Origin of the sequence: Hydrogenophaga flava NBRC 102514 (assembly GCF_001571145.1) — a bacterium.
GTDB classification, from domain to species: domain Bacteria; phylum Pseudomonadota; class Gammaproteobacteria; order Burkholderiales; family Burkholderiaceae_C; genus Hydrogenophaga; species Hydrogenophaga flava.
Map to the genome: position 1 here is coordinate 297328 of NZ_BCTF01000002.1, position 20197 is coordinate 317524.

A 20197-nucleotide genomic window follows, 5' to 3' on the forward strand; every position below is an offset into this window, starting at 1 on the left:
TGATCGCACAGGGGGGCCGATGGCCCCCCTTTTTTTCAGGCCACCTTGCGCAGGAACCCCTGCTGGCGGCCCGGCGCGTTGGGCGAGAAGCCGTTGGCGGCCAGGGTCTCTTCCACGGTGTCGTAGAACACGCCGATCTTCAGGATCTCGCGCGCCTGCTGGCCGGTGGCGATGGGGCGGCCGAACTCTTTGGCCATGCGCACCAGCTGCTTAATCTGCTGCACGGTGGTCATCTTCTCGGTGCGGCTCTGGTTCCAGAGGTTGTCTTCGATGCCGCAGCGCACGTGCAGGCCCATGGCCAGTCCCATCATGTTGATCGGCAGGGTGTTGCGCATGCTGCTTTCCACCGTGAGCATGGTGCCGTCGGGGATGGCGCGCAGGAAGTTGGCCAGGTTGTAGATGTTGGGTGCGTCCATGCCGCCGCTGATGGCGACCCAGTTGCACACCAGCGGGCCCTTGTAGACGCCGCGGCGGATCAGGCGCTCCACGGTCTCGAAGCTGTTGAGGTTGTAGAACTGGAAGGCGCTCTGGATGCCGGCGGCGCTTAGGCGGCGCACATGCTCCTCGACGAAGCTGGGCGTGGAGGGCACCACCATCTCGGTGTAGGCGCGGCGACCCTCGGGCGTGGCCATGGAGGTGCCGGCGATGTCGGCCTCTTCCATGTGCTCGGTCACGTTCATCTGCGTGGTGTTGACGGTGACGGTCACCTGGTCGGGCTTGGGGGTCAGCTCGGCCAGCATGTGGCGCGTGTCGTCGGACAGCCACTTGGCGACCTCGCCTTCGCCGACCGGCGCGAACGAGATCGAGCCGCCGACCTGGATCACCATCTCGGGCACGGCCGCGCGCACACCGGCGATCAGCTCGTTGAACTTGGACAGGCGCTTGCTGCCCTTGCCGTCCAGTTCGCGCACGTGCAGGTGCAGCACGGTGGCGCCGGCGTTGTAGCAGTCCACTGCTTTCTGCACCTGCTCTTCCATGGTCACGGCGATGTCCTCGGGGAAGTCCGAAGGAATCCACTCGGGACCGTAGGGGGCAGCGGTGATCACCAGGGGTTGCTGGTTCTCGGGGAAGAGGTGGCCGTCGAGGAAGTTCATGGTTGTCTCCGGGGGCGTTGAATGGGAGTAGGGGGTCAGAAGGTGGGCGTGCCGACGATGCCGGCGCGCTCCATCTTTCGGTGGCAGGGCGGGTAGTCCATCACCGCATAGTGCTGGGTGGACCGGTTGTCCCAGATGGCCACGCTGTTGGGTTGCCAGCGCCAGCGCACCTGGTATTCGGGAATGGCGGCCTGGCTGATCAGGTACTGCAGCAGGGCCGAGCTGCCCTGGGTGAAGTCCTGCCCATAGCGCACGTTCTCGGGCGTGTGGTAGTTGGTGAAGTGGGTGGTGAAGCCGTTGACGAACAGCACCTTCTCGCCGGTCTCGGGGTGGGTGCGAACGACCGGGTGCTCGGCGTCGGGGAACTGCGCCTTCAGCGCCAGCCGTTTTTCGACGGGCATGGCGGCGCCGAAGGTGCACTCGATGCTGTGGCGCGCGCGCAGGCCGGCGATCTGCTGCTTGACCTGCTCAGGCAGGCGCTCATAGGCCAGCGCCATGTTGGCCCACATGGTGTCGCCGCCCACCGGCGGGCACTCCACGCAGCGCAGCACGCAGCCCATGGCGGGCGCCTCGCGCCAGGTGCCGTCGCTGTGCCAGGAGTTTTCGTAGCGGTCGTTGGGCGCGTCCGGCGTCTTGTAGATGCGCACCAGGCCCGGGTGCTCCGGGTCGCTGCCGGCCACCGGGTGGTCTTCCAGCTCGCCGAAGCGGCGCGCGAAGGCCACGTGGTCGGCGCGCGAGAGGTCCTGGTCGCGCAGGAACAGCACCTTGTGCTTGAGCAGCGCGGCCTTCATCTCCTCGTACAGCGCGTCGTCGCGCGCCGCGTCGGCCAGGCTCACACCGCTGATTTGTGCGCCGATGGCGCAGGTCAGTTGCTCAATCTTCATGGTCTTGTCTCCTGATCGGCTCAGATCACGAACACCGACGAACCGGTGGTCTGGCGCGACTCCAGGTCGCGGTGCGCCTGCTGCGCGTCTTCGAGTGCGTAGCGCTGGTGGATGTCGATGCGGATTCGGCCGGCGGCCACGTGGCCGAACACCTCGGCGGCGAGCTCGGCTTTCTCGGCCGGGTCGGCGATGTAGTCGGCCAACGCGGGGCGGGTCAGGTAGAGCGAACCCTTCATCGCCAGCAGGTTGGGGTTGAAGCCTTCGATGGGGCCGCTGGCCGTGCCGACGCAGACCATCAGGCCGCGGCGCTTGAGCGAATCGAGCGAGGCCATGAAGGTGGTCTTGCCCACGCTGTCGAACACCACGTCCACGCCGCGCCCGCCGGTGAGTTCCTTCACCCGCATGGCCACGTCCTCGTGGCTGTAGTTGATGGTGTGGGTGCAGCCGTGGGCCCTGGCCACCTCGGCCTTGGCGTCGGTGGACACGGTGCCGATGACGGTGATGCCCAGCAGCTTCGCCCACTGCGCCACGATCAGGCCCACGCCGCCGGCGGCCGCGTGCAGCAGCAGCGTGTCGCCGGCCTTGAAGGGGTGGATGCGGCGCATCAGGTAGGCCGAGGTCAGGCCGCGCATGGTCATGGCAGCGGCGGTCTCGAAGCCAATGCCATCGGGCAGCTTGATGAGCGGCGCCGCGGCGATGAGGCGCTCGGTGGCGTAGGCGCCCAGGGTGTTGAGAAAGCCGGTGTAGGTGACGCGGTCGCCTACCGCCACGTTCGTGACGCCTTCACCGACCGCTTCCACAACACCCGCCGCCTCCACGCCCATGCCGGCGGGCAGGGGCATGGGGTAGGTGCCGTTGCGGAAATAGGTGTCGGCGTAGTTCAGGCCGACGGCCGCCTGGCGCAGTCGGACCTGGCCCGGGCCTGGGTCGCCCACCTCGACCTGTTCGATCTCCAGCACCTCGGGGCCGCCGGTGCGGTGCATGCGGATGGCAGTGGCCATGGGGGTTGTCTCCTGGTTGCGTTCGGGGGGCCGGGTGTCCGGGCCATGGAACGCATCGTAGGAGTCACCACCATTCGGTGCTTGTCAAACTGGGACACTGACTTTCGAATGTGGGACAGTCAGGGTTGACCCTGACGCACCGCTGCTTTCGCTTTTTCCTGGGTCCGCCAGGCCGTGACGCTGCAGCCGAAGGTGTGGCGGAACCAGTGCGAGAACGCGGCCGGCGCGGCAAAGCCCAGCAGCTGCGCCACCTCGGACAGCGGCAGGTCGCTGTCCTGCACCTGGCGCAGAACGAGTTCAGAACGCACCGCCTGCAGCAGCGTGGCGAAGCTCTCGCCCTCGCGCGCCAGGTGGCGGTGCAGGGTGCGCCGGTCCACCCCCAGGTGCTGCGCCACCTGCTGCGAGGTGCAGCGCCCGCCGGGCAGCAGCGCGGCCACCAGCTGCTGCACCGTGGCCTTGGTGCTCTGGTGGCGGCCCGAGAGCGCGCGGTCCAGGTACTGGCGGGCAAAGCGCGCCATCTCCGGGTTGTTGCCGGGCAGCGGGGTCTGCAGGTCGGCGGCGGTGCAGACGATGCCGTTGAACTCGCTGTTGAAGTCCACCGCTGTGCCGAAGAAGGCCTTGTGTGCCTTCGTGTCCTTCGGCGGTCGGTGCTTGAAGCAGACGCGCACCGGCTTCCACGGCCCGCCCAGCAGCTCGCGCACGATGCGGTACATCACGCCCACCGCCAGCTCCATCGACTGCCGCGTGCTGGCCGACTGCTCGACCAGGATCTCCTCCCGGATGATCACCATGGGCCCGTGGTCTTCCACCCGGGTCAGCAGCGAGGCGTTGAGCAGGCGCAGGTAACGGCACAGCGTGTCCAGCGCGGCGCGCGCGGTGGGTTCTTCCTTGAGCACCAGGCTGATCGGCCCCAGGTTGGAGAGGTGCCGCCGCGCCGCCATGCGCAGGCCGAAGTCGTCCGCCCCGCTGGCCTGCGCGCTCTCTTCCAGCAGCGCGCGCACCGCCGCCGTGCTCAGCGGCGTTTCGGGGTCGTCGAGCGCGCGCGACGACAGGCCCGCCTTGCGCAGCATGGCGCGTGCGTCCAGACCGAGCGACTGGGCCAGATCGACGTAGCCGGCGAGGCTGGCGCTGCGCACCACGGGCACGTAGGGGTAATCCATGAATGTCCCAATTTCGAAAGTCGCTGTCCCAATTGGACAAGCACAGTCGAGGGAGCGCACCTAGTATTTGCCCCACGGTCCGGACCCCCGGGCCGCGACAGGCCCGCCCGATGGCCTGCGCCACACTGGAGACAACCCCATGCATGCTTTCCCCTTCTCGCCGCTGCGCCGCGCCGTCTGCGCCGCCACCCTCGCGCTCACCCTGCCGGCCGCCATGGCCTGGACCGACAAACCCGTGCGCATGCTGGTGCCCGCGCCGGCCGGCGGCACCATGGATGTGGTGGCCCGCATCGTGGCCGACCAGCTCGCGGCCGACATCGGCCAGCCGGTGGTGGTGGAGAACAAGCCCGGCGCCGGCGGCGCCATCGCGGTGCAGGCCATGCTGGCCGCGCCGCCCGACGGCCACACCATCATGATGACGGCGAGCAACATCCTCACCGAGATCCCGCACGTCATGAAGACGGCCTTCGACCCGCTCAAGGACGTCAAGCCGGTGACCGCCATCGCGCGCGCCACCATGGTCCTGGTCGGCGCGCCCAATGTGCCGGCCAAGGACGTCAAGGGTGTGGTGGCCTGGGTCAAGGCCAATCCCGGCAAGGTCAGCTTCGCGTCCTACAGCGCGGGCACCAGTTCGCACTACGCCGGCATGATCCTCAACCAGAAGGCCGGGCTGGACATGCAGCACGTGCCCTTTGCCGGTTCGCCGCCGGCGCTGGCCCAGCTCATGGGCGGGCAGGTGCAACTGATGTTCGACGGCATGGCCACGTCCAAGAAGATGGTCGAGGCCGGCAAGATCCAGGCCTTCGGCGTTGCTGCGAAGAAGCGTTCGCCCCACCTGCCGAATGTGCCGACCATGGCCGAGCAGGGCTACCCCGATGTGGACTTCAGCAACTGGGTCGGCATCATCGTGGCCAGCAGCGTGCCACCCGCCCTGGTGCAGAAGATCAACGCCGCGGTGGACAAGACGGCGGCCTCGCCCAAGGTGCGCGACCGCCTGCTGGGCGCGGGCTTCGACGCCGGTGGCGACGAGACCGCCGAGCAGATGGCCCAGTCGCTGCGCGCCGACTTCGAGCGCAACGCGGCCATCGTCAAGGCCTTCGACATCAAGCTCAACCAGTGAGCCCGCCGGTGCCGACGATGAGCACATTCCTCGCGCCTGCGCGCTGGCCCCGGCTGCGCGCCCAGGTGGCCGAGCTCGGCCCGGGCATCACCCTCAGCGCGGTGGTGGCGGTGGCCGCCATGGCCCTGGGCGCCCACTACGGCGCGCCGGTGATGCTGTTCGCGCTGCTGCTGGGCATGGCGCTGAACTTCCTCTCGGCCGAAGGCAAGGCCGGCCCCGGCATCCAGTTCACCGCGCGCACCCTGCTGCGCCTGGGCGTGGCCCTGCTGGGGCTGCGCATCACGGTGGCACAGGTGGCGGCGCTGGGCTGGTCGCCGGTGCTGATGGTGCTGGTGTCGGTGGCCGCGACGATTGCAGTGGGCATGGTGCTGGCGCGGCTGATGGGTTTCCGCCTGTTCTTCGGCCTGCTCACCGGCGGCGCGGTCGCCATCTGCGGCGCCTCGGCGGCGCTGGCCCTGTCGGCGGCCATGCCCGCGCACCCGCTCAAGGAGCGCGCCACGCTGTTCACCGTGATCGGCGTGAGCACGCTCTCGACCCTGGCCATGGTGCTCTACCCCATGCTCACCCACGCGCTGGACATGCCGCCGGTGATGGCCGGCTTCTTCATCGGCGGCACCATCCACGACGTGGCCCAGGTGGTGGGCGCGGGCTACAGCCTCTCGCACGACGCGGGCGACGCGGCGACGCTGGTCAAGCTGATGCGGGTGGCCATGCTGTTGCCGGTGATCGCGCTGGCGGCGGTGCTGGCGCGGCGCTACGAGCGCGTGCAGGGCGGCGATGCGCCGGCCGGCCCGCGCCCGCCGCTGCTGCCCTGGTTTGCCGTGGCCTTCGCGGTGCTGGTGCTGGTCAACAGCAGCGGCTGGCTGCCGGCGGCGCTGGTGCAGGCGGGGCAGGGCGGCTCGCAGTTCCTGCTGGTGGCCTCGATGGCGGCCATCGGCATGAAGACCCAGCTGCGCGAGATCGTCACCGTGGGCTGGAAGCCGGTGGCGCTGATGGTGCTGGAGACCGCCTTCCTGGCCGCGCTGTTCTGGGGGCTGCTGCAGCTGTCGTAGCCCGGTGCCGCGCACCCGGCCCACTACACTTCCGGGTTCACACGGAAGGGGAACCCCATGGGCGCGCAATGGAAAGCCAAACACAAGGACATCGCGGCGAACGCGAAAGGCAAGCTGTTCGGCAAGCTGGTCAAGGACATCATCATTGCGGCCCGCAACGGCCCCGACCCTGCGGCCAACGCGCGGCTGCGGCTGGTGGTGGAGCAGGCGCGCAAGGTCTCCATGCCCAAGGACACGCTGGAGCGCGCCATCAAGAAGGGCGCCGGCCTCACGGGTGAGGCGGTGCACTACGAACACGTGATGTACGAAGGCTTTGCGCCGCACCGCGTGCCGGTGATGGTGGAGTGCCTGACCGACAACGTGAACCGCACCGCACCCGAGATGCGCGTGCTGTTCCGCAAGGGCCAGCTGGGCACCAGCGGCTCGGTGTCCTGGGACTTCGACCACGTCGGCATCATCGAAGCCGAAGCGGCGAACAAGGACGCCGACGCCGAGCTAGCCGCCATCGAGGCCGGCGCGCAGGACTTCGAACCCGCGGACGACGAGGGCGTGTGCGTCTTCCTCACCGATCCGACCGACCTTGATCTGGTCAGCCGCGCGCTGCCGGCCCAGGGCTTCACTGTGTTGTCGGCCAAGCTGGGCTACAAGCCCAAGAACCCGGTGGACCCGGCCAGCCTGAGCGCCGAGGCGCTGGAGGAGGTGGAGGCCTTCCTGGCGGCGCTCGACGAACACGACGACGTGCAGAACCTCTTCGCCGGGCTGGGCGGCTGATGGTCTGGCGGCTCGTCCGGTGGACCGGCATCGCGCTGCTGGTCCTGTTGATCGGTGTGCCGGTGGTGTTCGCCATCGCCTTCCTGGGCATCCAGGAGGCGAGCGAGCGCCAGTGGCTGGGCCAGGCGCCGCAGCACGCCGCCATCGACGTGCGCTCGCGCGAGCCGCACGCGGTGGCCCTGCTGGACGTGGGTTTCGACTCGCTGGCCGCGCGCCTGAAGCTGATCGAAGAGGCGAAGCAGTCCATCGAACTGGAGTTCTTCATCTACGAGCTGGACGAGTCCAGCCGCCTGATCAGCCAGGCGCTGGCGCGCAAGGCGGCGCAAGGCGTGAAGGTGCGCATCCTGGTGGACTTTGCGATGCCGGTGTTCAAGCTGGCGCCGCAGGTGGCGCGCACGCTGGAACAGGTGGGCGTGCAGGTGCGCTACTACAACACCTCGGGCATTGCGCGCTTCTTCGCCATGCAGCACCGCACCCACCGCAAGCTGCTGGTGGTGGATCGGCAGAAGGCCATCATCGGCGGTCGCAACATCGGCAACGACTACTTCGACCTGTCATCCCACTACAACTTCCTCGACAGCGACCTGCTGATCCAGGGGCCGATCGCGGCCGCCATCGTCGACAGCTTCGAGTTGTACTGGGCTTCGGACTGGGTGAGCCACCCGAAGGACATCGCGGTGGACGAAAGCGATGCGCCCCGCATCAACCTGCTGGGCAACCGCACGGTGGCCGAAGAGCGCATCAGCGCCGAGCTGCGCCAGCACACGGCGGCGCCGCGGTTCAGCACCTGCCGCGACACGCACTTCGTCACCGACTACCCCGGCTCGGGTGTGGAGCGGCGCAAGGTCTACACGGCGATTGCCTCGCTGGTGCAGGAGGCGAAGCAGCACATCGTGGTCGAGAGCCCCTACCTGGTGCTGCGCGACGACGGCGTGGCGCTGATGCAGGGCGTTCTGCAGCGCGGCGTGCAGCTGCAGTTCCTCACCAACACCCTGCATTCCACCGACGCGTTCTACGCTGTGGCCAGCCTGGCCGATTCGCTGGACCGCTTCGCGCTGGCGAACCTGGAGGTCTGGGGCTACGACGGGCGGCCGCTCAAGCAGAACGCCCGCCCGCCCGCGTCCGAGCGCTGGGGTGTGCACGCCAAGCGCGCTGTGTTCGACGACCGCACCGTGGTGGTGGGCACCTACAACATGGACCCGCGCTCGGCCAACCTCAACTCGGAGCTGATCGTGATCTGCCGCAACAACCCCGAGCTGGCCGCGGCGATGACGGCGAGCCTGAAGGCGCGGCTGTCGCAGTCGCGCGCCATCACCGGCGCGCCGGGCGCGCGCGGCTACGACGCGCTGATCGAGGGCGCGGACACGGACACCATCTTCCAGATGCGCATGGTCCGGCCCTTCGCCAGTTTCCTGGACTTCCTGCTGTAGCCGCCGCTCAGGCCGTGGCGCGCTGCTCGCCCAGGCGGCCGTCGCGGAAATCTGCCAGCGCCTGGTAGATCTCGTCGGTGGTGTTCATCACGAACGGGCCGTACTGGGCGATGGGTTCGTTCAGCGGCTGGCCGGCGATCAGCAGCACCCTGGCGTCGGCGCTGGCCTCGATGCGCACACCGTCGCTTGCCGGGTCGTTGGCCAGCAGCGCCATGCGCTGCACCGGCACCGATGTGCCGTTCACGCTCACCTCGCCGCGGTAGACGTAGACGAAGGCGTTGTGCGTGCCCGGCAGCGCCTGCTCGAAGTGCGAGCAGGCGCCCAGGTGCAGGTCCAGGTACAGCGGCTGCGTGCCCTCGCGGATCACCGCGCCGGTCACGCCGTGGCTTTCACCGGCGATCACCGTCACCGCCACGCCTTCGGGCGTGGTGAACTGCGGCAGCTCGGCGTTTGAAAAATCGCGGTACCAGGGCGGGCACAGCTTGTCGCGCGCGGGCAGGTTCAGCCAGAGCTGGAAGCCTTCCATCAGGCCTTCTTCCTGCTGCGGAATCTCGGAGTGGATCACGCCGTGGCCGGCCGTCATCCACTGCACGCCGCCGTTCTCCAGCAGGCCTTCGTTGCCGGCACTGTCGCGGTGCAGCATGCGGCCCGCGATCATGTGGGTCACGGTCTCGAAGCCGCGGTGTGGGTGGTCGGGGAAGCCGGCGATGTAGTCGTCGGCCTGGTCGCTGCCGAAGGCGTCGAGCATCAGGAACGGGTCCAGCCGGCGCTGCAGGTTCTGCGTCAGCACGCGGGTGAGCTTGACGCCCGCACCGTCGGAGGTGGGTATGCCGGCCACCAGCCGCTCGACGCGGCGGGGCTGCTGCAGGCGGGGGGTGAGGGTGGCGGTCATGGTGGTCTCCTGAAGGTGCGGGGTGTCAAAAGCGGCCACCCCGCGCAGCCGCTGTGAACGCGTGCGCTCAGCCGATGGCGGCGGCCAGGTCGGCTTCGGCCTGGGCGAAGCCCTTGGCCACGGCCTCGGGGCCCATGGCCAGGCCTTCGGCGTAGATCAGGCGCACATCGGTCAGGCCCAGGAAGCCCAGCACCGTCTTCAGGTAGGGCGTCTGGCTGTCGTGAGGCTGGTCGCGGTAGAGGCCGCCGCGGGCCAGCGCCAGGTAGACGGTCTTGCCCTTGACCAGGCCTTCGGGGCCCTTCTCGGTGTAGCGGAAGGTCACGCCGGCGCGGGCGACAGCATCGATCCAGGCCTTGAGCTGCACCGGGACGCCGAAGTTGTACATCGGCACGCCCAGCACGATGGCGTCGTGCGCCTGCAGCTCGGCGATCAGCGCGTCGTACTCGGCCACCACGGCGGCCTGCTCGGCGCTGCGCTGCTCGGCGGGGGTGAACAGGGCGCCCAGGGCGGCCTCGTCCAGCACGGTCACGGGCGTGGCGCCCAGGTCGCGCAGGGTGACGGTGCTGCCCGGGTGGGCGGCCACCAGGCGCTCGCTCACGCTGTTGGCGAGCTTGGTGGAGTTGCCGGCTTCGCGGCGGGGGCTGGCATTGATCTGCAGAATCTTCATGGCGGGCTCCTGGGAGTTGGGGGATTCGGAAACGACCAGTAGTTGATCGATGGACTAAACTTTATGGCTTGCCAATTCCCCTGAAAAGCCATCGAAATGGATAAGATTGTTTCCATGGTGGAACAATCACTGCGCGAATGTGGCCCCGACGCCATCGAACCGACCGACCTGCTCATCTTTGCCCGCGTGGCCGAGCTGGGCAGCTTCAGCCAGGCCGCGGTGCGCCTGGGCCTGCCCAAATCCACGGTGTCGCGCCGCGTGGCCTCGCTGGAACGGCTGATGGGCGAGCGCCTGCTGCTGCGCACCACGCGGCGCCAGTCGCTCACCGAGTTCGGCCTGCAGTTGCTGGAACACGCGCGGCAGGTGGTGGCCGAGCTGGAAGCGGTGCACAGCCTGCGCGAGCAGCGCCGCGCCGCGCCCAGCGGCCGGCTGCGCGTGTCCATGCCCAGCGACTTCGCCAACATCATGCTGGCCGACAGCCTGGCGGCCTTCACCGCGCTGCACCCGGCGATCACGCTCGACATGGACCTCTCGCCGCGCCGGGTCGACCTGCTGGGCGAGGGTTTCGACGTGGTGCTGCGCATGGGCGACCTGCCCGACGACAACCTGCTGGTGGCGACGCGGCTGGCGGTGTTTGCCAATGGCCTCTACGCCGCGCCCGACTACCTGCGCGCGCGCGGCGAGCCGCAGCACCCCGACGATCTGGCCGGCCACACCGCGCTGCGGCTGATGCGCGGCAACGGCGAGCCCGCGGTCTGGCCGCTGCGCCGGGGCGACGAGCGCTGGTCCGCGGTGCCGGCCGGGCAGGTGAGCGCCAATTCGCCCGAACTGCTGATGCGCATGGCGCGCGCCGGCGCCGGCATCGCGGCCCTGCCGGAACACTTCGCGCTGCCTGAGGTCTCGCGGGGCGGCCTGCGCCGCGTGCTGCCCGACTGGTGCCTGCCCGAGGCCCCAGCCTGGGCGGTCTACCCGGGTCGCAAGCTGGTGCCACCCAAGACCCGTGCCTTCGTCGACATGCTCAAGGCGGCGCTTGCGCGCTGCGACGCGGCCGGCACCGGACCCTGAGCCTGCGGGGCCTCAGCCCTTGCCCAGCGGCGGGCGGCCCATCAGGCTGTTGGTGATGAAGATCGGCCCCAGCTCGGCCGCCGCGGCCAGCAGTTCGGGCGCGAACTCGTGCATGCGCTCGGTGGTCAGGCGCTGGCGCGGCCCGGCCACGCTTATCACGCCGATGGCCTCGCCGCGCCGCAGCACCGGCACCGCCATCGCGCTCATGCCGGGCGCGAACACCTCGTCGATCACCGCGTAGCCGCGCACCCGTGCCGCGTGCAGAAACCCCAGCAGCGCCTTGACGGTGGTCGGTGCCCTGGGGCCGTATTCGGCGGGCTCGCCCAGGCCCTGTTGCATCACCAGCGTCAGGGCCTGCTCGTCGCTCATGGTCAGCAGCCAGGCGTGGCCCGAGGCGGTGCAGGACAGCCGCGCCGCCATGCCCATGTCGGGGTCGTAGCGCAGGCCCTTGCGCACCCCTTGCGCCTTGGCCACCCAGACCAGCCGGTCGCCGTCCACCACCGACAGGCGCACCAGCTCGCCGGTGTGCTGGGCCAGCCGTTCGAGCAGGGGTTCGGCGATGTCCACGACGCCCGAACTGCTGAGGTAGCCCAGGCCCAGCGACACCAGCTTGGTGGTCAGCATGTAGTCGCCCTGCTTGCGCTGCTGCCGCACATAGCCCCGCTGCTGCAGCGCCGACAGCAGCCGGTGGCAGGCGCTCAGCGGCATGTCCAGCTCGCTGGCCAGATGCGCCAGCGGCAGACCTTCGGGGTGGGCAGCGAGCTGCTCCAGCAGCGACAGGCCGCGGTCCAGGGCCATGCTCATGCGGTTTCCTTTTTGTATTAAGAAAACAGTTTCCAGAAAAGAAACACTTTCTTCTCGCGTCCGAACAATGGTCGCACAACCGGAGACCGCCGAATGCCGACCGAACCCCTGACCGTCCATGTGCTCAACGGCCCCAACCTGAACCTGCTCGGCCTGCGCGAGCCGCACCTGTATGGCAGTGAGACCCTGGCCGGGGTGGAGGCGCGCTGCCGCCGCGTGGCCGACGGGCTCGGCCTGGCCTGCGAATTCCGCCAGACCAACCACGAGGGTGTGCTGGTGGACTGGGTGCAGGAGGCGCGTGAGAAAGCCGCGGCCGTGGTCATCAACCCGGCCGGCCTGTCGTTCCGCTCGATCCCGCTGCTGGACGCGCTCAAGACGCTGGACTGCCCGCTGGCCGAGGTGCACATCACCAACATCCACCGGCGCGACCCGATCTACCAGACCTCGCTGGTGTCATTGGCCGCCACCGGCGTTATCTGCGGCTTCGGCCCCTTCGGCTACGAGCTGGCCATCCGCGCGGTCGCTGATCGCCTGCGCGCCCACCCTTGATCCGCTTGCCTTTCAACCACAACCCCAGGAGACCGCCATGACCTTCCAGACCCGCCGCCGCGATGCCCTGCGCATCGGCGCCTCGCTCGCCGCCGCTTCCGTGCTGCCCGCCTGGTCGCAGACACCGCAGACCCTGCGCTTTGCCGCCGTGTTCTCGGACCGCGACATCCGTGCCGAGATGATGAAACAGCTCGCTACCGCGGTGGCGGCCGATTACAAGATTGAGACCTTCCTGAACTCCACGCTCTACAAACAGGGCACCGAGCTGGTGGCGCTGCAGCGCGACAACCTGGATATGGGCAACATCGGCCCGCAGGACTTTTCCAAGCAGGTGCCGGCGTGGTCGCTGCTGACCTCGGCCTACCTGTTCCGCGACGCCAACCACCTCACCAGGTTCTTCGCCAGCGACCTGGGCACCCAGATGAAGAAGATGGTGGAAGACCAGGTGAAGGTGAAGATCCTTGGCCCCACCTTCTTTGGCACGCGCCACGTCGGTCTCAAGGGCAAGAAGAAGATCAGCACGCCGGCCGACCTGGTGGGCGTCAAGCTGCGCATGCCGCCGGGCGACGCCTGGCAACTGCTGGGCAAGTCGCTGGGCGCCAACCCCACACCCATGGCCTACGCCGAGACCTACACCGGCCTGCAGACCGGCGCCATCGACGGCCAGGACAACCCGCTGCCCAATGTGCAGAACATGAAGTTCTACGAGGTGATGCAGCAGATCGTGCTGACCTCGCACCTGGTGGGCTACGACCTGCTGACCATCAACCTCAAGGTCTGGCAGGCCATGTCGCCGGCGAAGCAGCAGGCCTTCCAGGCCGCGGCCGACAAGGCGATCGCGTGGAGCAACGCCGAGCACCTCAAGCGCGAAGCCGAGCTGGCCGAGGAGTTCCGCAAGGCCGGGCTGGAGGTCTACGCGCCCAACGTCAACGCCTTCCGCGAGTACGCCCAGAAGGTCTACCTCTCGTCCGAACAGGCCAAGGACTGGCCACCCGGCATGCTGGAAAAGATCAACGCGCTGAGCTGAAAGGAGTTCCCGTATGACCCGCCGAGGACAGGCCCAGCTCGCCATCTGGAGCGACATCGAACCCGGCCAGGAAACCGACTACCTGCATTGGCTCACACGCGAACACGTGCTGGAGCGTGTGGGTGTGGACGGCTTCCTCTCGGGCCGCGTGTTCCGCGCCGAGGCCGGCGGCAAGCGCCGCTTCTTCATCACCTACGAGCTGCAGGACACCGGCGTGCTGGCCGGCCCGTCGTACCTGGCGCGGCTGAACGCGCCCACGCCCTGGTCGCAGCGCACCATGCCCATCCTGCAGAACTTCGCGCGCGGCGGCGGGCCGGTGGTGGCGCGCTCGGGACTGGGCTGCGGGTCGGTGGTGGCCCCGCTGCGGCTGGACCTCGAAGCCGCGGGCCTGCAGGACGCCGCAGCCCAACAGGCGCTGGTGCAGAAGGTGGCCGGGCTGGACGCCGTGGCCCAGGTCTGGCTGATGCAGGTGGACGCCGCCGGCACCGGCGTGCAGACCAAAGAAAAGTCCATGCGCCGCAGCGCAGAGGGCGTGTTCGACGGCGTGCTGGTGGTGGAGGCGCTGCACACCGCGGCCGCGCAGGCGGCGCTGGAGACCTTGCTGAACGGCGAGCTGGCGAACGCGGGGGTGAGCGACCGGCAACTTTTCAGCGCCTGCTACCAGCTCGACCGGCGGCTGGCCGGGCTGGACGGCGCCAGCTGAGCAGGCTCAGTTCATCGGTGCCGACATCGTCAGCTGCAGCGGCCCGTACCAGGCCGTGACGGCGGCGCCCGAGTTGTTCGAATCGGTCATCAGGCCCAGGCCGATCATCGGCCCCGGCGCCTCGCCGAACGCGAGCCGGAAATCGGCCTCCACGTCGCGGTCGAAGTCCACCCACTGGTTCAGCCGCGCCGGCCCCGACTCCACCACGATCTGACGGATGCGCCCGGTGTAGGGGTTGGGGATCACCGTGCCGGCCGGGTAGCGGTTGTCCCACACATACATGATCGACGCGTAGGGCAGGGGCTTGCCGGCGATCAGGCCCGACAGCTCCGAGACGATGTGGTCGCGCGCCTTCCAGCTGCCGTTGTGGCGGTCGCCGTCGAAGCTCAGGATCAGCCGCGCCACCGAATCGTCCTCGCCCTTTTCGCCCAGGTTGAACGCCGGGTTCAGCGCCGGCACGAAGAGCGAGAAGTGCAGCCGCTTGGCCTGCACGCCGGGCGCCGGCTTGAGCAGCAGGTTCAGCGTGCTGTTGGACCCCATGGCCTCTGCCCGCAGCGCCGGCCGCCCGGCGTGCTCGGTGGCCTGGTAGCGCGTGGGGCGGCGGCTCACGAAGACCTGGTGCTCCCAGGGCGTGGCCGGGGCGGCGCCGTCGATCTGGTTGCTCGCCTGCCAGGCCGTGCCGTCGAGGACGACGGGCCGCTGCTTCTGGCGGGTGTCGTCTTCCGCGGTGGGGTCGTCGGCGCCGTCGGCAGAGGGCGAAGGGGCGGTGGCGCAGGCGCTCAGCAGCAGGGCCAGCAGGGACGCCCAGAGGCGGGGCGAGCGGGAGGAGAAAGCAGAAGACATGGAAGACGCGTGAGGCAGCGGCGAAAAAGCCGGGCCATATTGTGACGCCGCGGCACGGGGGGAATGGGTTACGAGTTGTGCATGGAAAAGGTGTCGAGCTTGAACGTTCGCGGGTGCCTCGACCAACACCTAGCCAACCGGGTCCCTGTGAATGCCTGTCCACGCCAGGGGCCACCTGGCCAAACAGACACCTTCCTTCGAAACGGGCACCTTTCTCAATACAGCTTCCGTTCAAGGTTTTTCCAGCTGTCGGTGTCGTCATTGAAGAGGGACGAAACGGTGTGTTGCAGCCATCGAACCCTTGGGTCGTGGTGGCTGCGACGGTGCCAATACTGCTGCACGTCGAAGCGTGGAGGCTTGAATGGCAGGGGCAACACCTCGACCTGGGTGGTTGCTGCAAACCGGGTAGCGGTGGCCAGCGGAACCGTGGCGATCAGGTCGGTCGAGGCAATGATGTCGGGCAGGCTCAGATGGTGTGGCGTCCTCAGCACAATCTTTCGAGTCATGCCTTTTCTGGCCAGGAAGTGCTCAAAAAGCTCATCGCTGCGCGAGGGGGTGTTGACGACTGCATGGCCGAGTTCGCCGTAGCTTGAGAGCGTGAACCGCTTGAGAACCCAGTGACCTGGCCGGACGATGCATGCGTAGGTGTGGGTGTAGAGGCGCTGCTTGAAGATGCTGTCCGAGCTGAGGTCGGGAAAGTAGCCCAGCGCCAAATCAACCTGACCGGTTTCCATCGCGTGCTGCAACTCACCTCGGGGCCATGGGTCGCTTCGCAGGCGCACATGAGGTGCCTCCCGACTGAGGTGCGCCAGCAGTTGGGGGAGGAAGACCACCTCGGCCACGTCGGCCATGGCCAGGCGGTATTCGACCTGCGCCAACTGCGGGTCGAAGGTTGGCTGCTCCAGGATGCTGGTCTGCACGTTCGTCAGAATGGATTTGGCCACATTCACCATCGCTTGCGCTCTGGGCGTCGCCTCCATCCCGCCCTGGGTCCGCACGAACAGAGGGTCGCCGATCCGGTCGCGCAGACGTGCCAGGGCGGTGCTGAAACCCGACTGGCTCATGTCGAGCGACTGGGCTGCCCGCGTCACGTTCCTGTGCTTTTCCAGAGCCACCAGCACGCGCAACAGATTCAGATCAAATTCTTTTTCCATCGTTTTGGCAGATAGTGCTTGTCCTGGAATTTCTGTAGAAGCGTATTAGCACTCTTCCTACACTGGCCGTCAATAACGATGTAGGAGACAAGCCGATGGGTCAGCGATCCTTCGCGCAGCACATGCCCCTTGCCGACCTGGCGAGAGGCGAAGCTGCCAACAAAAACCATGTTCCCGTGAGGTTGGCGCCAACGGCGCTGACGATTGAGCGACGCAGCGACGCGACCCTGGTACTGCGCTCGGCCATACCCCTTCCCGAACCTGTGCGCTGTGTGACCGACTGGCTTGCACAGTGGAAGCAAAGGGCACCCGATCGGTGCTTTCTTGCAGAACGACAGCAGGGGCAATGGACTCGACTGAGCTACGCAGAATCTTTGGCGCAGGTCGAGCGCATCGCATCGGGCCTTCTCGGCCTGGGTCTGACAGGCGATACGCCTTTGCTCATCCTGTCCGAAAACAGTGTGGAGCACGCTCTGCTGGCGCTGGCCGCCATGCACGTGGGCATCCCGGTGGCACCAGTTTCTCCGGCCTACGCCTTGTTGAGTCAGGACCACCAGAAGCTGAGGCAGATCACCGCCGCACTTCAACCGGGTGCCGTGTACGTGTCCGACCCGGACAAGTACGCGCACGCGCTTCGGGCGATCGGCATGACCGCTCTCGATACGGCGGCGGTGCGGCGGGGTGTGCCGGGTGCCGATGTCGAGTGCGCGCATCGGCGCGTTGGTCCCGACACGGTCGCCAAGATCCTGTTCACCTCCGGCTCGACCGGCTCACCCAAGGGTGTCATCAACACCCAGCGCATGCTGACGGTGAACCAAATGCAGAGCCTGCAGGTGTGGCCTTTCCTGGCCGACATGCCACCCGTGTTGCTTGACTGGCTGCCGTGGAACCACACCTTTGGCGGCAACTACAACCTGCACATGGTGCTGAGCAACGGGGGGACCCTTTACATCGATGCGGGCAAGCCCGTGCCTGGCCTGTTCGATGCATCGTTGAACAACCTGCGAGATGTCGAGCCGACGGTGTACTGCAATGTTCCAAGGGGTTTTGACCTGCTGCTGCCTCAACTGGAGCAGGACACTGCATTGCGGAGTCATTTCTTCAGGCACTGCCGGTTCTTCTTCTACGCCGGGGCTGCGTTGCCGCAGAACATCTGGGACCGGTTCCAGGCACTGGCGCGCGAAGAGACCGGGCACAACGCGACGCTGGTTTCGTCGTGGGGTTCGACCGAAACCGCACCCCTGTGCGCGGCGGTTCACTTCCCGATCGACCACACCGGCGTGATTGGTCTGCCAGTGCCGGGATGCGAGCTCAAGTTGCTGCCCAATCAGGGCAAGCTCGAAGCACGGGTGCGTGGCCCCCATGTGACCCCCGGATACTGGCGAGAGCCCGCGCTGACCCAGGCCGCATTTGACGAAGAGGGCTTCTACCGGATGGGCGATGCCCTGCGATTCAACAACCCCGCCCAGCCTGAAGAGGGCCTGGTTTTTGACGGACGCACGGCAGAAAACTTCAAGCTCAACACAGGCACCTGGGTGCATGTTGGCGAGCTGCGCATGGCGATGGTCGCTGCGTGCAACCCCTTGATCCAGGATGCAGTGGTCACCGGCCACGACCGCGACGAGATCGGGGTCCTTCTGTTCTTGCACCCGAGCGCGGCGGAGGTGCCAGCCACCGAGGTTCGGCAGAAGGTGGCCCAGGCCCTGCTTGCCATGAATCAAGGTGCTGCTGGCAGCTCCGCGCGGGTGGCCCGCGCCCTGGTGTTGAACCAGGGGCCTCGTTTGGACCTTGGCGAAATCACCGACAAAGGCTACGTCAACCAGCGCATGGTTCTGACGCTGCGAGCCGCCGCCGTGCAGCAACTCTATGACGACAACGCCAGCGATGTGATCCTCCCCTCGGGGACCCCCTCAAAACAGAAAGCCATCACACCATGAACTACCTTCGCAATGTCTGGTACGTCGCAGCCTGGGACCACGAAGTACCGACCAAGCAGCCGCTGGCCAGAACCCTGCTGGGTGAGCCGGTGGTCCTGTTTCGCAACGAAGAGGGTCAGGTGCAGGCCCTGATGGACCGCTGTCCTCATCGATTTGCGCCGTTGAGCAAAGGCAGCGTCATCAACGGCGTGATCCAGTGCGCCTACCACGGGCTCGAGTTCAAAGGAGACGGAGCCTGCCACCGCAACCCGCACGGTGATGGGCGCATCCCTCGCGGCGCGGTGGTGCGTTCATATCCGGTGGTGGAGCGCCACAGCATTGTCTGGATCTGGATGGGGGCACCTGACCGCGCTGATCCGGGTTCCATTCCCGACTTTCGCAGCATGGACCCCGAGACGCGCTGGGTCGGAAAGGACTACCTGCTGGCCAGGGCCGAGTACCAGCTGGAGACAGACAACATCCTCGATCTCAGCCACATCGAGTACCTGCATCCGGGCACCCTGGGCAGCGATGCCGTCAAGGCTGCCGAATCGGATGTGGTGCAGGAAGGGAACACGGTCTACTCTCGCCGCCTGACCCGCAATGAGCGCCTCATGCCGTCTCTGGAGCAGCGCTACGGGATTCCCGAAGGACAGCTGGTTGATCGTTGGCTCGACACCCGCTGGGATGCCCCCGCGGTCATGGAACTTTGGGTGGGTGTGGCGCCTGCTGGCGGGCCCGATCCACGGTCCAACGGCAAGCGGGTGCCCTTCGTCCATCTGTTCACACCCGAAAGCGCCACAACCACGCATTACTGGTTCGGCACCAGCTATCCCCGTCGCATGGGCGAAGAAGGGAGGCTGCGGGCCGAGTCCGATGTGAAGTACTTGCGTGGGCCGTTCGAGAGGGAAGACCTGCCCATGCTGGAGGCGCAGCAAAGAGCCATTGGAGAACAGGATTTCTGGGCCATGAAGCCCGTGCTGCTCAGCGGCGACGCCGCCGCAGTGCGGGCGCGCCGGGTCCTCAAGGCCATGTTGGAGGCCGAACAAGCCACCAAAGCCACGACCACCATGAGCGCGTGATGACCATGACCACGCTGTCTGTTCGCGTTGCGTGCAAACGCCAGGAGGCTTTGGGCATTGCCAGCTTCATGCTGACAGCGCTGGACGGAGCCCACCCGCTACCAGCGTTCGATGCGGGCGCCCATATCGACGTGCACGTTGCACCTGGGGTGGTGCGGCAGTATTCGCTGTGCAACGACCCGCAGGATCGAGGCCACTACCGCATCGCCGTTCTGCGCGAACCGCAGTCCCGTGGCGGCTCCGCGGGCATGCACGAACAGGTGATCGAGGGAAAGGTGCTGACCATCAGCACGCCCCGAAACCACTTTCCGCTGGCGCCTGCCGGGCCTGCGCGTCTCATGGCGGGTGGCATCGGCATCACGCCTCTGCTGTCAATGGCAATGGTGCTCCACGCGCAAGGTCGCTTCTTTCAGCTGCACTACGCCTGTCGCAGCGAAGACCGCGTGGCTTTTCGTGACCAGCTGTCAGTGGCACCCTTCGCCGACCGGGTTCATTTGCATCTGGACGATGGAGCGGCCTCACAGCGGCTGGCAGCCGACACACTTTTGGCGAATCCCCTGCAGGACGAGCACCTGTATGTGTGCGGCCCCAAGGGCTTCATCGACCATGTGTTGGCCGCGGCGCGCACGAATCACTGGCGTGAGGAACAACTGCACAGAGAGTACTTCGGGGCGGTGACTTCCAGCGCACCCGATGGCGCGGCGTTCGAGGTCGAGCTGGCCCGCACCGGCCGGCGACTTCAGGTGCCGGGCGACCGCTCCGTGCTGGAGGTGCTGCTGTCCCACGGCCTGGATCTGCCTTATTCGTGTGAATCGGGCGTGTGCGGGACCTGTCTGACCCCTGTTCTGGGTGGTCAGCCAGACCACCGTGACAGTTTTTTCACCGACGAAGAGCGCGCGGCCGGCACGCAGTTTCTGCCCTGCTGCTCCCGGTCAAAAACACCGGTGCTGGTGCTCGATCTCTGACCACATGACCTTGCTTCA

The 20197-nt window shown here is 67.4% G+C and carries 20 protein-coding genes; 11 read left to right on the plus strand and 9 right to left on the minus strand.

The genetic code is table 11. The annotated features are described in order from the left end of the window. Nucleotides 1–35: 35 nt before the first annotated feature. From HFL01S_RS03170 to HFL01S_RS03185, 4 genes are all read right to left on the minus strand, one after another. On the minus strand, nucleotides 36–1094 hold the full coding sequence (locus tag HFL01S_RS03170; RefSeq protein WP_066254529.1) for a beta-keto acid cleavage family enzyme: 1059 nt from the start codon (nucleotides 1092–1094) through the stop codon (nucleotides 36–38). Nucleotides 1095–1129: 35 nt separating this feature from the next. Then, nucleotides 1130–1978, minus strand: coding sequence for a TauD/TfdA dioxygenase family protein (locus HFL01S_RS03175; protein ID WP_066254532.1), 849 nt, complete (start codon nucleotides 1976–1978; stop codon nucleotides 1130–1132). A gap of 20 nt (nucleotides 1979–1998) precedes the next feature. Further along, entirely contained in the window at nucleotides 1999–2979 is a 981-nt protein-coding gene (locus HFL01S_RS03180; protein ID WP_066254536.1) for a quinone oxidoreductase family protein, read from the minus strand. Nucleotides 2980–3098: 119 nt separating this feature from the next. Further along, complete coding sequence (locus HFL01S_RS03185; protein ID WP_066254539.1) at nucleotides 3099–4139, minus strand: AraC family transcriptional regulator; 1041 nt, start codon at nucleotides 4137–4139, stop codon at nucleotides 3099–3101. A 139-nt stretch (nucleotides 4140–4278) separates the two neighbouring features. Here HFL01S_RS03185 and HFL01S_RS03190 point away from each other — a divergent pair, with 139 nt between their 5' ends. The 4 genes from HFL01S_RS03190 to HFL01S_RS03205 are packed head-to-tail and all read left to right on the plus strand — an operon-like array spanning nucleotide 4279 to nucleotide 8512. Continuing rightward, on the plus strand, nucleotides 4279–5259 hold the full coding sequence (locus HFL01S_RS03190) for a Bug family tripartite tricarboxylate transporter substrate binding protein (protein WP_066254540.1): 981 nt from the start codon (nucleotides 4279–4281) through the stop codon (nucleotides 5257–5259). A 17-nt stretch (nucleotides 5260–5276) separates the two neighbouring features. Beyond that, nucleotides 5277–6311: a YeiH family protein gene (locus tag HFL01S_RS03195; RefSeq protein WP_066254542.1), complete on the plus strand. Its 1035-nt coding sequence runs from the start codon at nucleotides 5277–5279 to the stop codon at nucleotides 6309–6311. 57 nt (nucleotides 6312–6368) lie between these two features. Then, nucleotides 6369–7082: a YebC/PmpR family DNA-binding transcriptional regulator gene (locus HFL01S_RS03200; protein ID WP_066254543.1), complete on the plus strand. Its 714-nt coding sequence runs from the start codon at nucleotides 6369–6371 to the stop codon at nucleotides 7080–7082. Then, complete coding sequence (locus HFL01S_RS03205) at nucleotides 7082–8512, plus strand: phospholipase D-like domain-containing protein (protein WP_066254546.1); 1431 nt, start codon at nucleotides 7082–7084, stop codon at nucleotides 8510–8512. The genes HFL01S_RS03200 and HFL01S_RS03205 overlap by 1 nt, the downstream gene beginning before the upstream one ends. A gap of 7 nt (nucleotides 8513–8519) precedes the next feature. Here the strand turns inward: HFL01S_RS03205 and HFL01S_RS03210 are convergent, their stop codons facing one another. Both HFL01S_RS03210 and HFL01S_RS03215 read right to left on the minus strand, forming a co-directional pair. Then, a complete protein-coding gene (locus HFL01S_RS03210; protein WP_066254549.1) occupies nucleotides 8520–9404 on the minus strand; it encodes a pirin family protein in 885 nt (294 codons plus the stop codon). A gap of 67 nt (nucleotides 9405–9471) precedes the next feature. Further along, the gene (locus HFL01S_RS03215) at nucleotides 9472–10071 is read right to left on the minus strand and encodes an FMN-dependent NADH-azoreductase (protein WP_066254552.1); all 600 of its coding nucleotides are present in this window, start codon (nucleotides 10069–10071) and stop codon (nucleotides 9472–9474) included. A 114-nt stretch (nucleotides 10072–10185) separates the two neighbouring features. Here HFL01S_RS03215 and HFL01S_RS03220 point away from each other — a divergent pair, with 114 nt between their 5' ends. Then, nucleotides 10186–11136 (plus strand): LysR family transcriptional regulator, encoded by a 951-nt coding sequence (locus tag HFL01S_RS03220; protein ID WP_066254555.1) that lies wholly within the window; start codon nucleotides 10186–10188, stop codon nucleotides 11134–11136. Nucleotides 11137–11148: 12 nt separating this feature from the next. Here HFL01S_RS03220 and HFL01S_RS03225 read toward each other — a convergent pair whose 3' ends face one another. Further along, entirely contained in the window at nucleotides 11149–11940 is a 792-nt protein-coding gene (locus tag HFL01S_RS03225) for an IclR family transcriptional regulator (RefSeq protein WP_066254557.1), read from the minus strand. A 93-nt stretch (nucleotides 11941–12033) separates the two neighbouring features. On the opposite strand from HFL01S_RS03225, the gene HFL01S_RS03230 reads away from it, so the two are divergent. Genes HFL01S_RS03230 through HFL01S_RS03240 form a run of 3 tightly spaced genes read left to right on the plus strand, consistent with a single transcriptional unit; the run spans nucleotide 12034 to nucleotide 14219 of the window. Beyond that, entirely contained in the window at nucleotides 12034–12489 is a 456-nt protein-coding gene (locus HFL01S_RS03230; protein ID WP_066254560.1) for a type II 3-dehydroquinate dehydratase, read from the plus strand. 37 nt (nucleotides 12490–12526) lie between these two features. Continuing rightward, nucleotides 12527–13516, plus strand: a complete 990-nt coding sequence (gene dctP / locus HFL01S_RS03235; protein ID WP_066254563.1) for a TRAP transporter substrate-binding protein DctP — start codon at nucleotides 12527–12529, stop codon at nucleotides 13514–13516. A gap of 13 nt (nucleotides 13517–13529) precedes the next feature. After that, the gene (locus HFL01S_RS03240; protein WP_066254566.1) at nucleotides 13530–14219 is read left to right on the plus strand and encodes a DUF4286 family protein; all 690 of its coding nucleotides are present in this window, start codon (nucleotides 13530–13532) and stop codon (nucleotides 14217–14219) included. Between the two features lie 6 nt (nucleotides 14220–14225). Here HFL01S_RS03240 and HFL01S_RS03245 read toward each other — a convergent pair whose 3' ends face one another. Continuing rightward, nucleotides 14226–15062: a DUF3047 domain-containing protein gene (locus HFL01S_RS03245; protein WP_066254568.1), complete on the minus strand. Its 837-nt coding sequence runs from the start codon at nucleotides 15060–15062 to the stop codon at nucleotides 14226–14228. A 215-nt stretch (nucleotides 15063–15277) separates the two neighbouring features. Then, nucleotides 15278–16216 (minus strand): LysR family transcriptional regulator, encoded by a 939-nt coding sequence (locus HFL01S_RS03250; RefSeq protein ID WP_066254571.1) that lies wholly within the window; start codon nucleotides 16214–16216, stop codon nucleotides 15278–15280. A 95-nt stretch (nucleotides 16217–16311) separates the two neighbouring features. Here HFL01S_RS03250 and HFL01S_RS03255 point away from each other — a divergent pair, with 95 nt between their 5' ends. From HFL01S_RS03255 to HFL01S_RS03265, 3 genes are read left to right on the plus strand one after another with little or no spacing between them, the layout of a single operon-like run. Next, nucleotides 16312–18153: a feruloyl-CoA synthase gene (locus HFL01S_RS03255; RefSeq protein ID WP_245644726.1), complete on the plus strand. Its 1842-nt coding sequence runs from the start codon at nucleotides 16312–16314 to the stop codon at nucleotides 18151–18153. Further along, nucleotides 18150–19214 carry an aromatic ring-hydroxylating dioxygenase subunit alpha gene (locus tag HFL01S_RS03260; protein ID WP_066254573.1) on the plus strand — a complete coding sequence of 355 codons (1065 nt, stop codon included), beginning with the start codon at nucleotides 18150–18152 and terminating at the stop codon, nucleotides 19212–19214. Before HFL01S_RS03255 ends, HFL01S_RS03260 begins: the two co-directional genes overlap by 4 nt. Further along, on the plus strand, nucleotides 19214–20179 hold the full coding sequence (locus HFL01S_RS03265; protein ID WP_218008591.1) for a PDR/VanB family oxidoreductase: 966 nt from the start codon (nucleotides 19214–19216) through the stop codon (nucleotides 20177–20179). The genes HFL01S_RS03260 and HFL01S_RS03265 overlap by 1 nt, the downstream gene beginning before the upstream one ends. Nucleotides 20180–20197: the final 18 nt, after the last annotated feature.

Excerpts from the sequence above, each read along its gene's own strand:
- HFL01S_RS03170 (WP_066254529.1), bottom strand. The coding sequence starts at position 1,094 with ATGAACTTCCTCGACGGCCACCTCTTCCCCGAGAACCAGCAACCCCTG.
- HFL01S_RS03175 (WP_066254532.1), bottom strand. The coding sequence starts at position 1,978 with ATGAAGATTGAGCAACTGACCTGCGCCATCGGCGCACAAATCAGCGGT.
- HFL01S_RS03180 (WP_066254536.1), bottom strand. The coding sequence starts at position 2,979 with ATGGCCACTGCCATCCGCATGCACCGCACCGGCGGCCCCGAGGTGCTG.
- HFL01S_RS03185 (WP_066254539.1), bottom strand. The coding sequence starts at position 4,139 with ATGGATTACCCCTACGTGCCCGTGGTGCGCAGCGCCAGCCTCGCCGGC.
- HFL01S_RS03190 (WP_066254540.1), top strand. The coding sequence starts at position 4,279 with ATGCATGCTTTCCCCTTCTCGCCGCTGCGCCGCGCCGTCTGCGCCGCC.
- HFL01S_RS03195 (WP_066254542.1), top strand. The coding sequence starts at position 5,277 with ATGAGCACATTCCTCGCGCCTGCGCGCTGGCCCCGGCTGCGCGCCCAG.
- HFL01S_RS03200 (WP_066254543.1), top strand. The coding sequence starts at position 6,369 with ATGGGCGCGCAATGGAAAGCCAAACACAAGGACATCGCGGCGAACGCG.
- HFL01S_RS03205 (WP_066254546.1), top strand. The coding sequence starts at position 7,082 with ATGGTCTGGCGGCTCGTCCGGTGGACCGGCATCGCGCTGCTGGTCCTG.
- HFL01S_RS03210 (WP_066254549.1), bottom strand. The coding sequence starts at position 9,404 with ATGACCGCCACCCTCACCCCCCGCCTGCAGCAGCCCCGCCGCGTCGAG.
- HFL01S_RS03215 (WP_066254552.1), bottom strand. The coding sequence starts at position 10,071 with ATGAAGATTCTGCAGATCAATGCCAGCCCCCGCCGCGAAGCCGGCAAC.
- HFL01S_RS03220 (WP_066254555.1), top strand. The coding sequence starts at position 10,186 with ATGGTGGAACAATCACTGCGCGAATGTGGCCCCGACGCCATCGAACCG.
- HFL01S_RS03225 (WP_066254557.1), bottom strand. The coding sequence starts at position 11,940 with ATGAGCATGGCCCTGGACCGCGGCCTGTCGCTGCTGGAGCAGCTCGCT.
- HFL01S_RS03230 (WP_066254560.1), top strand. The coding sequence starts at position 12,034 with ATGCCGACCGAACCCCTGACCGTCCATGTGCTCAACGGCCCCAACCTG.
- dctP (WP_066254563.1), top strand. The coding sequence starts at position 12,527 with ATGACCTTCCAGACCCGCCGCCGCGATGCCCTGCGCATCGGCGCCTCG.
- HFL01S_RS03240 (WP_066254566.1), top strand. The coding sequence starts at position 13,530 with ATGACCCGCCGAGGACAGGCCCAGCTCGCCATCTGGAGCGACATCGAA.
- HFL01S_RS03245 (WP_066254568.1), bottom strand. The coding sequence starts at position 15,062 with ATGTCTTCTGCTTTCTCCTCCCGCTCGCCCCGCCTCTGGGCGTCCCTG.
- HFL01S_RS03250 (WP_066254571.1), bottom strand. The coding sequence starts at position 16,216 with ATGGAAAAAGAATTTGATCTGAATCTGTTGCGCGTGCTGGTGGCTCTG.
- HFL01S_RS03255 (WP_245644726.1), top strand. The coding sequence starts at position 16,312 with ATGGGTCAGCGATCCTTCGCGCAGCACATGCCCCTTGCCGACCTGGCG.
- HFL01S_RS03260 (WP_066254573.1), top strand. The coding sequence starts at position 18,150 with ATGAACTACCTTCGCAATGTCTGGTACGTCGCAGCCTGGGACCACGAA.
- HFL01S_RS03265 (WP_218008591.1), top strand. The coding sequence starts at position 19,214 with ATGACCATGACCACGCTGTCTGTTCGCGTTGCGTGCAAACGCCAGGAG.